Here is a 15026-nt window from a genome sequence, read left to right on the forward strand (position 1 = left end):
TCGAGCGGCGCGCATGGCGCATCGTCGAGGTCTGCTCCGTCGGCTGTCACTACCGACGCTGTTCCTGCTGCAACTGCTCGATATACGCCAGCTCCTGCTTGGCCGTGGGGCTGTCCGGGTCGAGCTTCTGCGAGGCGATATAAGACGCGCGCGCGTTCTCCAGCTCGCCCAGCTCGATGTGCGCGAAGCCCACGCCGCGCAGGGCCAGGGCTTCCATGTGGCGATTCTCGGGCTGGCTGCGGGCCAGCATCAGGGCGCGGTCATAACTGGCCTTGGAACCCTGCCAGTCCTTGCGACGGGTGAGTGCCGCGCCTTTTTCGCACAGCGGCTCCACGTCGTAGGGCGCCACGGCGATGGCCTTGTCCAGCCAGCGCAGCGCCGCGTCGATGTCGCCGCGCTCGATCTCGATGTAGCCCAGGTGGGTGTAGGCGTTGGCGCAGGCCATGTCCAGCCATTCGGTGGGCGTGCCGCGGCCAGGGCCGTCCATGTACAGCGCGTACTGGCGGTGGCTCTGGAAGCTCAATGCCTTGCGCCCGGGCACCTGCTGCTGCGCGTCGCAGTAGCGCACCGCCTCGGTCAACACGGGAATGGCCGCCTCATGGTTGCCGGCCAGGCTGGCCTGGATGGCCTGCCTCACCGCGGCACGGTGCTGGGTGCCCAGTGCCGGCTCCCCGGCGGGCGACTGCAACGGCGTCGTGGTCAGGTAGCTCGCGCCGGGCCCCTCCTGCGCGAACCCGACACCCGGAACGGCCAACGCGGCCCACAGCAACAACGATCGAATACGCATCCTCGGCCTCCATGCAAAGCAGATGTGAGGGCCGACGATAGCGTGTTCGCGCGCGTTGCGTCAGTGCCGGCGCTGCGCCCACAGCCACGTCCACATCGTGGCATCGGCATAGGTCGCGTCCCAGGCGTTGTGGTTGCCGTCCGGGTACTCGGTGTAACGCACATCGGGCGCGCCCGCCTGTTGGAACGCTGCCTGCAGCCTGCGGTCGTCCGCCGGTGGCACCACGTCGTCGCGCGCGCCATGGAAGATCCAGATCGGGGTCTGGGTCAGGCGGGCGGCGATGGCGGCGTACGGGTCGCTTTCATGCGCCACCTCCTCCACGAACAGCGTGGGGCGCACCGCGCGTGGCGCCAGCACGGCGCCGCAGACCGGCACGATGGCGGCAAACCGCTGCGGGGACGCCAGCGCGATGTTCCAACTGCCATAGCCGCCCATCGACATGCCGGTCAGGTACTGGCGTTGCGGATCGGCGCCGAACTCGGCCAACGTCGCATCCAGGGCGGCCAGCGCGGCACGGTTGTTGTCGCCCGACCACTCCTCATCGCCTGGCACCTGTGGCAGCACCACCAGTGCCGGGAAGGCATCCGCATGGCGGCGCAGGTAGGGGCCGAGACCAGCCTCGGTCTGGGCCCGGTTGTCGTTGCCGCGCTCGCCGGAGCCGTGCAGGAACAGCACCACCGGCAGGGCGCCGGAGGCCGCACGCGCACCGCGTGGGATGAACACCTGATAATAGCGGGTGTGCCCGTCGAGCTTGACCGCCCGGGCCTCGAAATGGCCGACGTCGCTCCGCGACGGCGCGCAGCCGGCCATGCTCAGCATCGCCAACACCAACACCAACGTCCATGACAGCCACCGCGCGTGTCGTCGTGCCATTGCCCATCCTCGACTGGAATCGTTTTCAGTCTAGGCCGCCTGCCAGCGCCGGGCATCTTGCAGTGCGTCAGTGCGGGCGCGGTGCCGAGGCCAGGATCGCCATCTGCTCGATCGCCTCGGGATGGCCCTCGGCAGCGGCCGCCTGCACCTGCGCCAGGCTGGGGTGGACCACCAGCAGCAGCGGGTTCTCGCACTGCGGGCAGTCGAACTGCGCCTCGTCTTCGTGCAGCTCCATGGGCATCTGCCGCGCCGTGCCCTGCCATTCGCACGCATCGCAGGTGTGGCGACGGTCGCGCCAGCCGGGGAGGAAATAGTTGTCGAGGGTCAGCGCCATGTCGAGGTCGTCCGTCAGTGCAGCAGGATCAGGGTGGCCAGGCCGAGGAAGCTGAAGAACCCCATCACGTCGGTGACGGCGGTGACCACCACGGTGCCGGCCACGGCCGGGTCCACGTTCATGCGCTTGAGCAGCAGCGGCAGCAGCACGCCGGCCAGGGCGGCGGCGCAGAAGTTGATGATCAACGCCAGGGTGATCACCAGCGACAGAAGGAAACTGTGGAACCACAGGTAGGCGATGATGCCGACCACGGTGCCGATCAACGTGCCGTTGATCAGCGCCACCCGCGACTCCTTCCACAGCAGGATGCGGGCGTTGCTCTGGCCGACCTGGCCCAGCGCGATGCCGCGCACCATCAGGGTCAGCACCTGCACCGCGGCGTTGCCGCCGACGCCGGCCACGATCGGCATCAGCACCGCCAGCGCGACCACCTTCTGCAGGGTCATCTCGAACTGGCCGATCACCGTGGCCGCCAGGAACGCGGTGCACAGGTTGATGCCCAGCCAGACCACGCGGCCGCGCACGGCGCGCTTGATCGGCGAGAACAGGTCTTCTTCCTCGTCCAGGCCGGCCGCGCCGAGGGCCTGGTGCTCGGCCTGCGAGCGGATGATGTCGACCACGTCATCGATGGTGATGCGGCCGAGCAGGATGTTGTTGTCGTCCACCACCGGGGCGGAGACCCAGTCATGGTCGGAGAACTGGCGGGCCACTTCGTCGGCGCTCTCGCCGACGTCGATCGCCGGCTGCTCGTCGTCGATCAGCCGGTTGATCGGCGTGTTGTCCTCGTGGGTCACCAGCGCGGCCAGCGACAGCCGGCCCAGGTACTGGTGGCGACGGCTGACCACGAACAGGTGGTCGGTGTGGTCGGGCAGCTCGCCACGCAGGCGCAGGTAGCGCAGCACCACGTCCACGTTGACGTCGGCGCGCACGGTCACCACGTCCGGGTTCATCAGGCGGCCGGCGCTGTCCTCGGGATAGGACAGCACCTGCTCGAGCCGCTCGCGGTTCTCGCGGTCCATCGACTTGAGCACTTCATCGATGACCGTGTCCGGCAGGTCTTCGACCAGGTCGGCAAGGTCATCGATGTCCAGGTCTTCGACCGCGGCGATGATTTCGTCCGGGTCCATGTCGGCCAGCAGGCTTTCGCGCACTTCCTCGCCGACGTGGACCAGCACCTCGCCGTCGTCTTCCGGGTCGACCAGGCCCCACACCACCTCGCGCTTGCCCGGCGGCAGCGATTCCAGCAGGTTGCCGATCTCGGCCGGCGCCAGCGTATTGACCAGGCGGCGCACCGGACCCAGGCGCCCGCTGTCCAGTGCATCGGACAACAGCCGCAGCTGGCGTGCCGTCTTGTCGTGGCGTACGGCTTCGGCCATGGGCAGCTCCTGCGGAAAAGAAAAGGCCGCTATCCGGACAGGATGCGGCATGCGGGGTGGTCAGCGCGTCATTATCGCGTGCTTGTGTGTCAATCGGGTAGGTGCAGGCGGCCTGAAATGCGCCCCCAACAGGGGCTGCAACGGCTGACCTGACGGGGCTCGCGCATCGCGCGGACGCGCCAAGCCTGCCACGTTCGGGAACCATTCTTGACGGCATTCCATCGGGGATGGCGGGGTGAGGCTCGAATGGGCCCCTTGTGCTGACTCGGATTCAGTATCAAAGCAATGAAGCGTCGTGACCACGAGTCTCTGTCCTCCCGGAACATCCAGATCGCTGTGCTCGAAAAATCCGGCCACTCGAACCGGAATGACCCGGCGAGGGGTCGGCACCCACTGGACACCACTGGCTTCTGACAATGCACGAATATCGATTGAACCGGTTCACTCGCCAGGAGGTGCTTCGCGGCTGCGTCGACTCTCGCGTTTTCGTGCTGGATGGGAGGCAGGCAAGGGTAGGGGATCAAAACAAAGTAGATCTACCGCTTGGAAAATGGTTCCGCCAGGAACATGTGAGTCGCGTGAAACCAGTTGGCCGCGAGCGCGAATGTGCAGTGAAGGGGCATTCGTTAACGCAGGCATGCGAAACGCGGAGGCGCGGAACTCTTCTGCGACCCTGGTCCGGCTCAACTCATCCGATAGTTCAAGCCACAGGCCCGAGCCTAGTCCTTCCTTGCAATCCTGAATCGAAATGCCATGACGCGTTGCCTCATAACACCCTGCCACGACAACGCTCTGGCCCAGAGGGGTTCGCTTCAATTGATCAAGCTCTACATCCCTTGATTCAACATGGCAGGCGCTCGCGGATGCCAGTTCGCTGAAAGCTGCAACCAATAGCAAGGCGAATCGCTTCATGGGGTGCATGCCCCGTTCTGACAGGAGGTTTTTACGCTCCCCTTGGCCTGGGATTGGATGGCGTCTTCGTCGCGGCCGGTCCCAATTTTCCAACGGCCCCAAGGGAAACGGAGCTGGAGGGACTCGTGATAAGCGGCCTCGGCGCGATACGCGCGAAGTTCGCCTTGAAGCAACGATCGACGGCTACCCACCATGGGGGGGCGTGCCCTTGCTGATTCTGTCGCGCTTATCCAGACCGTGCGAGCCTTCGTGCAATGCCGTCGCATTGAAGGTGCCTTGGGCGCTCGTTTCGCGATTACTCATGCTCTTCATTGCAGCCATGTTGAAGGGCACTGTTGCAAGGCTTCCATTTGTTGCAGCTGTTCCGTACGTCTGTCCTTGGAGCCGCATCGAGTTGCGAAAATTGGATCCATGTTTCAATTCGTCAGGCCGGCCTTTTCGATCCAGCGTTCGATCCCGCGGCGGTCGCGCGCCTGCAGCAGCTTCGGCGCCATGGCCTGCAACACGGACAGGTCGCTGTCGCGGATCGCACGCCGCACTTCCAGCAACGTGCCCGGGTGCAGGCTGAACTCGGTCAAGCCCAGGGCCAGCAACAGGCGGGTCATCAGCGGGTCGCCCGCGATCTCCCCGCACACCGCCACCGGGATGTCGTAGGCCTGGCCGGTGCGCAGGATATGCGCCAGCAGCCGGACCACCGCCGGATGCAGCGGCGAGTACAGTTCGCCGACCGCCTCGTTGTTGCGGTCCGCGGCCAGCAGGTACTGCACGAGGTCATTGGTGCCGATCGACAGGAAGTCGACCAGGTCGATGAAGCTCTCCAGCGCGATCGCCGCGGCCGGCACTTCGATCATCGCGCCGAACGGAATGTGTTCGGCCACCTCGTAGCCCTCGGCCCGCAGCAGCGCGGCCTGCTTGTGCAGGCGCCGGCGCACCGCGAGGATCTCCTCGCGGGTGCTGACCATCGGGATCAGGATGCGCAGCTTGCCGTACGCCGAGGCGCGCAGGATCGCGCGCAGCTGCGTGTCGGCGACCTTCGGCCGCGCCAGTGACAGGCGCACGCCGCGCAGTCCCAGCGCCGGGTTCTCTTCGTTGCTCAGGGTCAGCCCGGTGCGGTCGGCCTTGTCCGCGCCCAGGTCCAGGGTGCGGATGGTGACCGGCCGCCCGCTCATGCCGAGGGCGGCATCGCGGTAGGTCTCGAACTGCTCCTGCTCGTCGGGCAGTTCGTTGCGCTGCAGGAACAGGAATTCGGTGCGGTACAGGCCCAGACCATGCGCGCCCAGCGCATGCGCCTGGGTGACGTCCTCGCTGGATTCGGCGTTGGCCAGCAGGGCGATGTCGACGTTGTCGCGGGTGCGCGTCGGCTTGGTCCGCAGGCGGCCCAGTTCGCGCTGCTCGCGCGCGTGCTCGCGCAACCGCACGCGGTAGCCGCGCAGGTCCGGTGCCTGCGGGTTGATGGTGACCGTGCCGTCGCTGCCATCGATGATCAGCACGTCGCCATCGGCGACCTTCTGCAGCACGTTGGGCACGTTGACGATCAGCGGCAGGTGCAGGCTGCGCGCCAGGATCGCGCTGTGCGAGAGCGCACTGCCACCGGCGGTGACGATGCCGACGACGCCGTGGGCCTGCAGCTGGGCCAGCTCGGAGGGGGCGATGTTGTCGCAGACCAGGATCTCCCCGGCCATGCCTTTCACGTCCGGCGGGCGCTTCTGCAGGAAGGCATGGATGCGCCCGATCACATGGTCCAGGTCGTCCATGCGGCTCTTCAGGTAGGCATCGTCCATGCCGTCGAAGACCTTGGCCAGGCGGTCGCGCTGCACGCGCAGCGCATAGCCGGCGCTGTACGGGCCGCTGCGGATCAGCTCGTCCAGCCCGAACAGCAGCTCGGGGTCGTCCAGCAGCAGCGCATGCAGGTCGAGGAACTCACCGACTTCCTGGTTCAGGGCGCCGTGCAGGCGCTGGCGCAGGTCGTGCATTTCCGCACGCGCGGCATCCACCGCGACGTGCAGGCGCGCCAGTTCGGCGTCGATTTTGGCCGGCGGGATACGTTGTTCGGCCACTTCCAGCGCGTGCGGCAGGCGCACCCGGGCCCGGCCCAGGGCATTGCCGCGCGAGGCGCCGTGGCCGGCCAGCAGCAGGGCACCGGACGCCGTCCGTGCCGGTGTGCCGGAACCCGGTCGCGACGGCGGCGCCGGCATGCTCAGCTGTCCTCGTCGAAACGCCGCTCGAACAGCGCGACCACCGCCTCCATCGCGGCGGCTTCGTCTTCGCCGTCGATGCGCACGGTGACCGGGGTGCCCTGGCCGGCGGCCAGCAGCATCACGCCCATGATGCTCTTTGCGTTGATCTCGCGGCCCTTGGCGGCCATGGTCACGTTGCAGCGGAATGGGGCCAGCTCCTGCACCAGCTTTGCAGTGGCGCGGGCATGCAGCCCCAGGCGGTTGGATACGGTGAGTTCACGTTCAAGCATCGTCGACAATCGCTCCATTGCGAGTGCCTGCCGCAGCAGTGGCAGGTAGTTGATCCAGTCCCTGTTCCGGATAATTCATCACCCGCAACAACATCGGCAGGCTCAGCGCCGAAACCCGGCGAACCGGGGTGCCCAGACGAGCCAGTTGCCCGGCCAGATTGCTGGGGCTGGCGCCGTACAGGTCGGTCAGGATCAGCACGCCCTGGCCACTGTCCACCCGGCGCAAGGCGGCCGAGGCGAGCGGTAGCAGGACGTCCAGGTCTGCGTCGAACGGTACTTCGAAAGCGTCGGTCTTCAGCGGCAGGTGCCGCAGCAACCGGGTCGCCACCTCCAGCAGGGAGGTGCCAACGCCAGGATGAGTTACGAGGAGAATGCCACAGGTCATCTTCGAACGTTAACAGGTCAACATGAATTGGGGGTAGGGGGAGCCGCAGGGTCTGGCCCGGGAGCCCCCGGCCGTTACCCGGGTGATGGCCGGAGGACGCCGGCGACCGCCGTGCGATCAGTCCTGTTCGCGATGGAAGGTGGCCACCTCGGCCCAGCCCTGGTCCCGCGCGTGCCGGGCCATGCGCTCGGCCATGTACACCGAGCGGTGCTTGCCGCCGGTGCAGCCGAAGGCCACGGTCACGTAGCTGCGGGTGTCATTACCCAGGCGCGGCAGCCAGGTGTCCAGGAAGTCGACCAGCTGGGCGGCATAGCGCTGGACGTCCGGCTGCGCATCCAGGTGCTCGCGCACGCCGGCGTCGCGGCCGGTCATCGAGCGCAGCGCCGGGTCCCAATGCGGGTTGGGCAGCACCCGCACGTCGAACACGAAGTCGGCCTCGGCCGGCACGCCGCGCTTGTAGGCGAAGGATTCGAACAGCAGCGACAGCTTGTTGCCATGGGTGAGGGCGAACTCGGTCACCACCTTGCGGCGCAACTGGTGCACGTTGAGGCTGGTCGTGTCGATCACCGCATCGGCGGCGCGGCGCAGCGGCGCGGTCAGTTCGCGCTCGCGCGCGATGGCTTCCGGCAGCGACAGGCCCAGCTGGCTCAGCGGGTGCCGGCGGCGGGTGTCGGCGTAGCGCTTGAGCAGGGTCTCGTCGGTGGCATCGAAGAACAGCAACTGCGCGTCCAGGCCGGCGGCCTGGGCTTCTTCGCGCCAGTGCGAGAGTTGGCTCAGGTCGCTCTGCCCGCGCACGTCGATGCCCACCGCCAGCCGTCGCGGGGCATCGGCATCGTGGCCGGCCAGCAGGCTGCGGACGAAGTCCGGCAGCAGGTTGATCGGCAGGTTGTCCGAGCAGTAGTAGTCGAGGTCTTCCAGGGTCTTCAGCGCGACCGTCTTGCCCGACCCGGACAGGCCGCTGACGATGATCAGGGTCGCGGCGGCTGGGGCGGAGGCGGGGGCGGGGGTACTCATGGCGTTCGTCGTTCCAACAGGTTGCTGTGGCGGGCGATGAACATCGCCGCGGGGTCGATACCCTTGGTACGCAGAATGTGCAGCCGGGTGGCCGCCTCGGTGAGTACCGACAGGTTGCGGCCGGGCATGACCGGCAGGGTGATCAGCGGCACGTCCAGGTCCAGCACGTGGCGGGTGCCGGAATCGCCGGTCAGGCGCTCGTAGCCGTGCGGGGTGGGTTCGGTCATGGGCTTGGTCAGGTGCACGATCAGGCGAAGGTACTTGTTCTTCTTTACCGCCGTGTCACCGAACATCTCGCGCACGTTGAGCACGCCCAGCCCGCGCACTTCCAGCAGGTCCTGCAGCAGTTCCGGACAGGTGCCATCGAGCACGTCCGGGGCGATCTGGGTGAATTCGGGGGCGTCGTCGGCCACCAGCCGGTGGCCGCGGCTGAGCAGCTCCAGCGCCAGCTCGCTTTTGCCCGACCCCGCCTCGCCGGTGATCAGCACCCCGATCGAGTAGATCTCCATGAACACGCCATGCAGGATCACCCGCGGCGCCAGGGTGCGGGCCAGGTGGTAGGAAAGGTGGTTGAGCAGTTCGTGGCCACGCTTGGGCGAGATCCACAGCGGGGTCTGCGATTCGTCGGCGGCCGCGCGCAGGTCTTCCGGGCAGGGCTGGTTGCGGGTGATCACCAGCGCCAGCGGGTGCGACTGCATGATCCGTTCGATGGTTTCCCAGCGCTGCCGCGAATCCAGCGAATCCAGCCAGGACAGTTCCTCGGTGCCCAGGATCTGCACCTTGTTGGGGTAGATCGCGTTGAGGTAGCCAGCCAGCGACGGGCGCCGCGACACGGTGTTGCCCGCTTCCAGTTCGCGGCGTTCGCCCTGCTGCCCGGCGATCCAGCGCAGGGCCAGGCGGTCGCGTTGCTGTTCGAACAGCTCACGCGCGGTGATGCTGGTATTCATGCGGCGCTCGCCGGCGGGGGAAATTCGATGACCCGACGCAGTGCCTCGCCGTCGCGCGCTTCGCGCAGCGCCTGGCGGATGGCCGGCTCGGAAAACAGCTCGGCCAGCTCGGACAGCAGCATCAGGTGTTGATGGGTGTAGTGGGCGGGAACGGCAATGGCGAACACCAGGTCCACCGGTTCGTCGCCGCCGAACGCGATCGGCGCTTCCAGCCGCAGCAGGGCGCCGCGGGGGCGCTCGAGCAACGGGGCGCGGCCGTGCGGGATGGCGATGCCATGCCCGATCGCGGTACTGCCCAGCAGTTCGCGCTGGCACAGGTTCTGGTAGATCTGCTCGGCGTTGGCTTCGCGGCAGGCCAGCAGCCGGGCGGCGGCGAGCAGGACGCTGTCGCGATCGGCGGCCGGCAACACTTGCGTGCGCACGGCCGCCAGAAGATCAGTCAAGGGCATGTCGGGGGAAGAGCGAGGACGTCAGTCGTCATTGTCGCCCACCGGCAGCGGTGCGTGCTGCTGTTTTTTCTCCTTGTGCTTGATGACAAGGCGGTCGAGCTTGTCGGCCAGGATGTCGATGGCGGCATACATGGTCTGGCCGCCGGCCTCGGCATGCAGGGTCTGGCCGGGGACGTTGGCGCTGGCGTCGACGTGGTGCTCGTTCTTGCGCAGGCCAAGGGTCACGCGCACCTCGCAGTGCTGGTCGAAGTGCTTGCCCAGGCGCTGCAACTTGGTCTCCACATACTCCTGCAGGGCCGGGGTCACTTCTACATCCTTACCAAACGTCTCGATGCGCATCGGGTTTCTCCTTTGTTCGGATTTGCCAATGAACCTTCCCGCCTGGCGCGGTGAAGCGTCAGACGATTCTTACCCTTTCGTGCGAGGCGGAAATGTTCATGGCCTCACGATACTTCGCCACGGTGCGGCGCGCCACCGGTATTCCCGAGGTTTTGAGCAGGTCAGCCAGCTTGGCGTCAGAAAGCGGTTTGCGCGGGTTCTCATCATCGATCAGGCGGCGGATCATGGCCTGGATGGCCGTGCTGGACGCTTCCCCGCCGCTGTCGGTGTCGATGCCCGAGGCGAAGAACGCGCGCAGCGCCAGGGTGCCGCGCGGGGTGCGCACGTACTTGCGGGCGATGGCGCGGGAAATGGTCGATTCGTGCAGGCCCAGTTCGCCGGCGACCTCGCGCAGGGTCAGCGGGCGCAGTGCCTGTTCGCCGAACTCCAGGAACGCGGCCTGCTGCTGCAGCAGGCTGCGCATGACCCGCAGCAGGGTCTCCCCCCGCGCCTCCAGCCCCTTGAGCAGCCAGCGTGCTTCCTGCAGGTGGGCGCGCAGGTAGCCGGCGTCGGCATCGCCGCAGCGGCGGATCATCTGTTCGTAGCCACGGTGGATCACCACCTTGGGGCCGGCGTGGGCGGCCAGCGCGGCGCGCCAGACCCCGTTCTGGCGCCAGACCACGCAGTCGGGCACCACATAGCTGTCGTGGGCCAGTTCGCCGATCTGGGTGCCGGGGCGCGGGTCGAGCGAGCGCAGCAACTGGACGGCGGTGTCCACCTCGGCCAGCGGTTCGCGCAGTTCATGGGCCAGACCGGCGACGCCGCTGCGCGGCAGCCGCTCCAGCGGGCCGTCGGCGATGCGCCTGGCCAGGGCCAGGCCGGGGGTCTCCGGGGCGAGCACGTCCAGCTGCAGCTGCAGGCATTCGCCCAGGCTGCGCGCGCCCACCCCGATCGGGTCGAAACGCTGGATCTGGTGCAGCACCGTGAGGATCTCGGCTTCATCGGCGTGAATGGCCGGCAGCAGGGTTTCGGCGATCGTCGACAGCGGCTCGCGCAGGTAGCCGTCGTCTTCGAACGCGTCGATCAGCGCCGCGCCGATGCTGCGGTCGCGGACGGACAGGTGCGACAGGTGCAGCTGCCACAGCAGGTGGTCGGCCAGGCTTTCGGTCTCGGCCACGCGCTCGGCGGCGCTGCCGTTGTCGTCATCGTCGAACGACCCGCCGCTGTTGCCGCTGCTCCAGTCGCCCTCGCCGGGCGCCCAGTCATCGCTGGCCGTGGCCTGGTGCTCGCCGTCGGTGTGGGTATCGGTGGGGGTGGCCGGGCGATCGTCGTCGCCGGGCGCCACCTCCAGGCCGGGCTCGGCGTTTTCCGCCCAGTCCAGCAGGGGGTTGGTTTCCACCGCCTCGGCGATTTCCAGCTCGAGTTCGGCGCTGGACATCTGCAACAGCTTGATCGCCTGACGCAGCTGCGGCGTCATGACCAGTTGTTGCCCCAGCGATGTCTGCAGCCGTGCTTTCATGCCTGTGCCGAACGAAGGGAAGGCGTTGCGACGGCCGCCGGTCAGAGCTTGAAGGTGTCCCCAAGGTAGACGCGACGGACATCGGCATTGTCCAGGATCGCGTCCGGTGACCCCTGCGCCAGTACGCTGCCTTCGTTGAGGATATACGCGCGGTCGCAGATTCCCAAGGTTTCGCGCACATTGTGGTCGGTGATCAGCACGCCGATGCCACGCTGCTTGAGGTGGGTGACGATGCGCTGGATCTCCCCGACCGAGATCGGATCGACGCCGGCGAAGGGTTCGTCGAGCAGGATCAGGCGCGGGCGCGCGGCCAGCGCGCGGGCGATCTCGCAGCGGCGGCGCTCGCCACCGGACAGGCTGGCGCCCAACTGGTCGGCCACGTGGCCGAGCTGCAGTTCATCCAGCAGCGAATTCAGCTCTTTCTCGCGCCCGGCCTTGTCCAGGTCCTCGCGCAGCTCCAGCACCAGGCGCAGGTTGTCGGCCACGGTGAGCTTGCGGAACACCGACGGCTCCTGCGGGAGGTAGCCCACGCCCTGCTTGGCGCGGGTGTACATCGGGTCGGCGGTGATGTCCTTGCCGTCCAGCACGATGCTGCCGGCGTCGGCCTCGACCAGCCCGACGATCATGTAGAAGCAGGTGGTCTTGCCGGCACCGTTGGGGCCGAGCAGGCCCACCACTTCACCGGCTTCGAGGGTCAGGCCGAAATCCTTGACCACTTCGCGCTGCTTGTAGCGCTTGCGCAGGCCTTTGGCGACGAGCATTACTTCTTGCTCCCGGCGGTGGGGACGGTGGTCTTGGTGGCCGGCGTGGCCGCCGCCGGCGCGGCGGTCTTGTTCTTGGGCGGAATCACGGTGCGCACGCGGGTGCCGTCGCCACCGCTGTTCATTTCGCCGGTGCGGGTGTTGTAGGTCATCTTCTGGCCGGCATTGGTGCCGCGCGCGCTCTTGACGTGGTAATTGCCGGTCATGGTCAGCACTTCGGACTTGATGTCGTAGTCGATGCGGTCGGCGCTGGCATCCATCCAGGTGCCGTCATCGAGCTGCTGCTTGAGCTTGGCCTGCTTGCCGGTGAACACCGCGCGCACCGCCTCGCCGTCCTTCATGTAGATCTCCGCGTCCGAGGAGCGCAGGTCCAGGGTGCCCTGGGTGACGATCACGCCCTGGGAGAGCACGGTCTTGCCATCGCCGACCAAGGTGCCCGACTGGGCGCCGGCGTCGATGGCCATGTCTTCGTTGCGGTCGGTGGACTTCGCGCTGACGGCGAAGGCGGGGACCAGAAGGCTGATCGCACAGGCGGCTGCAAATAGGATCTTCATGGAGTTGGTTTGTCCTGCCAGTGTTGGGGGCGTGGCCGTGGGCGGCCGGGCATCGTCGGGGTCGTGGCCAGGCGGGGGCGCGGCCGGTGAATCGGGTGGTGCTGTGCCGCCGGCGCCGGTCCTGAGGACGTCGCCCGGGCGGCACCGGCTCAGCGTTGGGGCGTGTAGCGGCCCTTGGACTGGCTCAGGAACTGGTAGGTCTTGCTCTTGGAATCCAGCTCGAAGCCGACCCCGGACTGGGTCATGCCCGGACGGGTCATGGTGACCAGGGCATCGGTTTTGGCTCGGTTTTCCTTGGGAAACACGTCCAGGTGGTCGGTGCGGAAGGTGGTGGGCGGCACGCTGGCGACCTTGGGGCTGTCGCCGCTGACGTTGCCGCTGAGCTTGAGCTGGTCGCCCTTGGCGCTCACCCAGCCCTTCTCGCTGCGCAGTTCCCAATGGTTGCCTTCGTTGTCGGGCAGCAGGAACAGCGGGGTGGCGATGGTCATGGTCTCATCGCTGCGCGAGCGCTCCAGCAGCGGCGCCTGCAGGGTGGTGGACTCCTTGCCCTGGTCGTCCAGCGCCACGATCTGGAAGTCGTGCAGCACGTAATCCTTGGTGCCGTCGTCGACCACCTCGGCCGCCGGTTTGTCGCGGTGGCGCAGCAGCGACCAGCCGCTCAGCAGCGCGGCGACCAGCAGCAGCCCGCCCAGGGCGGTGCGCCAGCTCATGCGCCGAACCTCGCCAGGACCGCATCCACCTGGCCCTGGGCGGCCAGCAGCACGTCGCACAGCTCGCGCGCGGCACCGCGGCCGCCGTCGGCACGGGTCTGCCAGTGCACGCGCTCGGCGATCCAGGGGTGGGCATTGGCCGGGGCCACGGCCAGGCCGACCGCGCACAGCGGGGCCAGGTCGGGCAGGTCGTCGCCCATGAACGCCACCTGGTCCAGGCCGATCCCGTGGGTCTCGCACAGCGCGCGCACGCTGGCCAGCTTGTCGCCGACCGCGATCTGGGTGTCGATGCCCAGGTCCGCGCCGCGCTTCTGCGCCGAGAGGCTGTTGCGCGCGGTGATCAGCACCGGGTGGATGCCGTGCTGTTGCAGCAGTTTCAGGCCAAGTCCGTCCTGCACGTAATACGCCTTGCTCTCGTTGCCCTCACGGTCGTAGTAGAGCCGACCGTCGGTGAGCGTGCCGTCCACGTCGAAGCAGGCCAGCCGGATGCGGCCGGCGATGGCATGCAGGTGGGACGGGAAACCGGGCAGCGGGGAGTAGGGCATCGGCAGGGGGATCTGGCTGAATGGCGGAAGGGAACTGTGGTTTAAACCACCCGCGCCCGCAACAGGTCATGAATGTTGAGCGCGCCGACCAGCCGGCCGGCCGCGTCGACCACCATCAGGCCGGTGATCTTGTGGGTTTCCATCAGCCGGGCGGCTTCGGCGGCGAGCTGGTCGGCGCCGATGGTGCGCGGGTTGCGGGTCATCACCTCGGCGATCTTCGCGCTGCGCACGTCCAGTTCGGTATCCAGGGCGCGGCGCAGGTCGCCGTCGGTGAACAGGCCGATCAGGCGCTGGTCGGCGTCGACCACGGCGGTCATGCCCAGCCGCTTGCGGCTCATTTCCACCAGCGCCTCGCTCAGGCTGGCGTCGGCGCCGACCTGCGGCAGCTCCTCGCCGCTGTGCATCACATCGGTGATGTGCAGCAGCAGGCGCCGGCCCAGGCTGCCGGCCGGGTGCGAGCGGGCGAAGTCGTCGGCGGTGAAGCCGCGCGCGTCCAGCAGGGCCACCGCCAGCGCATCGCCCATCGCCAGCGAGGCGGTGGTGCTGGAGGTGGGGGCCAGCGCCAGCGGGCAGGCCTCGGCCGGCACGCTGACGTCCAGATGCACGTCGGCGGCCAGGGCCAGGCTGGACTGCGGGCGGCCGGTCATGGCGATCAGCCGGTTGCCCTGGCGCTTGAGCACCGGCAGCAGCATCAGCAGTTCGTCCGACTCGCCGGAATAGGACAGCGCCAGCACCACGTCGTCCTCGGTGATCATGCCCAGGTCGCCGTGGCCGGCTTCACCGGGATGCACGTAGAAGGCCGGGGTGCCGGTGGAGGCCAGGGTGGCGGCGATCTTGCGCGCCACGTGGCCGGACTTGCCCATCCCGGTGGCGACCACCCGGCCCTTGCCCTGCAGCACCAGCTGGCAGGCCTGGCTGAAGGCATCGCCGAGGCGGTCGGCCACCGCGGCCAGGGCATCGGCCTCGATCTGGAACACGCGGCGGCCGCTGGCGACCAGTGCCGCAGCGTCGGCCGGATGAGGGAGCAGGGGCGATACAGCCATGCGGGCGCCACGCGGAAGAGTAGAATGAGCGC

Annotated in this window: 17 protein-coding genes; all 17 read right to left on the minus strand. The window is 67.9% G+C overall.

The features are described from left to right. Nucleotides 1–49: 49 nt before the first annotated feature. Nucleotides 50–787: a hypothetical protein gene (locus AC06FD_RS07055; RefSeq protein ID WP_449336035.1), complete on the minus strand. Its 738-nt coding sequence runs from the start codon at nt 785–787 to the stop codon at nt 50–52. 60 nt (nt 788–847) lie between these two features. Beyond that, nucleotides 848–1660: a carboxylesterase family protein gene (locus AC06FD_RS07060; protein WP_478077424.1), complete on the minus strand. Its 813-nt coding sequence runs from the start codon at nt 1658–1660 to the stop codon at nt 848–850. Nucleotides 1661–1727: 67 nt separating this feature from the next. Further along, a complete protein-coding gene (locus tag AC06FD_RS07065; protein WP_259203650.1) occupies nt 1728–1994 on the minus strand; it encodes a hypothetical protein in 267 nt (88 codons plus the stop codon). A 14-nt stretch (nt 1995–2008) separates the two neighbouring features. Then, entirely contained in the window at nt 2009–3370 is a 1362-nt protein-coding gene (gene mgtE, locus AC06FD_RS07070) for a magnesium transporter (RefSeq protein WP_259203652.1), read from the minus strand. Between the two features lie 1328 nt (nt 3371–4698). Further along, a complete protein-coding gene (ptsP, locus tag AC06FD_RS07075; protein WP_478077426.1) occupies nt 4699–6477 on the minus strand; it encodes a phosphoenolpyruvate--protein phosphotransferase in 1779 nt (592 codons plus the stop codon). Nucleotides 6478–6479: 2 nt separating this feature from the next. Continuing rightward, the gene (locus AC06FD_RS07080; RefSeq protein WP_259203658.1) at nt 6480–6749 is read right to left on the minus strand and encodes an HPr family phosphocarrier protein; all 270 of its coding nucleotides are present in this window, start codon (nt 6747–6749) and stop codon (nt 6480–6482) included. Then, nucleotides 6742–7134, minus strand: coding sequence for a PTS sugar transporter subunit IIA (locus AC06FD_RS07085; protein ID WP_256775714.1), 393 nt, complete (start codon nt 7132–7134; stop codon nt 6742–6744). The genes AC06FD_RS07080 and AC06FD_RS07085 overlap by 8 nt, the downstream gene beginning before the upstream one ends. 117 nt (nt 7135–7251) lie before the next feature. Further along, nucleotides 7252–8148 carry an RNase adapter RapZ gene (gene rapZ / locus AC06FD_RS07090; protein WP_394163898.1) on the minus strand — a complete coding sequence of 299 codons (897 nt, stop codon included), beginning with the start codon at nt 8146–8148 and terminating at the stop codon, nt 7252–7254. Beyond that, the gene (gene hprK, locus AC06FD_RS07095) at nt 8145–9095 is read right to left on the minus strand and encodes an HPr(Ser) kinase/phosphatase (protein ID WP_259203663.1); all 951 of its coding nucleotides are present in this window, start codon (nt 9093–9095) and stop codon (nt 8145–8147) included. Before hprK ends, rapZ begins: the two co-directional genes overlap by 4 nt. Next, nucleotides 9092–9544: a PTS sugar transporter subunit IIA gene (locus tag AC06FD_RS07100; protein WP_259203665.1), complete on the minus strand. Its 453-nt coding sequence runs from the start codon at nt 9542–9544 to the stop codon at nt 9092–9094. The genes hprK and AC06FD_RS07100 overlap by 4 nt, the downstream gene beginning before the upstream one ends. A 21-nt stretch (nt 9545–9565) precedes the next feature. After that, complete coding sequence (hpf, locus tag AC06FD_RS07105) at nt 9566–9883, minus strand: ribosome hibernation-promoting factor, HPF/YfiA family (protein ID WP_259203666.1); 318 nt, start codon at nt 9881–9883, stop codon at nt 9566–9568. 58 nt (nt 9884–9941) lie between these two features. Further along, nucleotides 9942–11381 (minus strand): RNA polymerase factor sigma-54, encoded by a 1440-nt coding sequence (locus AC06FD_RS07110; protein WP_478047530.1) that lies wholly within the window; start codon nt 11379–11381, stop codon nt 9942–9944. A 41-nt stretch (nt 11382–11422) separates the two neighbouring features. Further along, nucleotides 11423–12142: an LPS export ABC transporter ATP-binding protein gene (gene lptB / locus AC06FD_RS07115; protein WP_259203671.1), complete on the minus strand. Its 720-nt coding sequence runs from the start codon at nt 12140–12142 to the stop codon at nt 11423–11425. Beyond that, nucleotides 12142–12696, minus strand: a complete 555-nt coding sequence (gene lptA, locus AC06FD_RS07120) for a lipopolysaccharide transport periplasmic protein LptA (protein ID WP_259203674.1) — start codon at nt 12694–12696, stop codon at nt 12142–12144. Before lptA ends, lptB begins: the two co-directional genes overlap by 1 nt. A 149-nt stretch (nt 12697–12845) precedes the next feature. After that, nucleotides 12846–13406, minus strand: a complete 561-nt coding sequence (gene lptC, locus AC06FD_RS07125; RefSeq protein WP_478077427.1) for an LPS export ABC transporter periplasmic protein LptC — start codon at nt 13404–13406, stop codon at nt 12846–12848. Further along, a complete protein-coding gene (locus AC06FD_RS07130; RefSeq protein ID WP_259203680.1) occupies nt 13403–13951 on the minus strand; it encodes a KdsC family phosphatase in 549 nt (182 codons plus the stop codon). Before AC06FD_RS07130 ends, lptC begins: the two co-directional genes overlap by 4 nt. A gap of 41 nt (nt 13952–13992) precedes the next feature. Further along, entirely contained in the window at nt 13993–14994 is a 1002-nt protein-coding gene (locus AC06FD_RS07135; RefSeq protein WP_259203682.1) for a KpsF/GutQ family sugar-phosphate isomerase, read from the minus strand. Between the last annotated feature and the right edge of the window lie 32 nt (nt 14995–15026).

The sequence above is a fragment of the Stenotrophomonas sp. Steno-Z1 genome, from assembly GCF_056393175.1.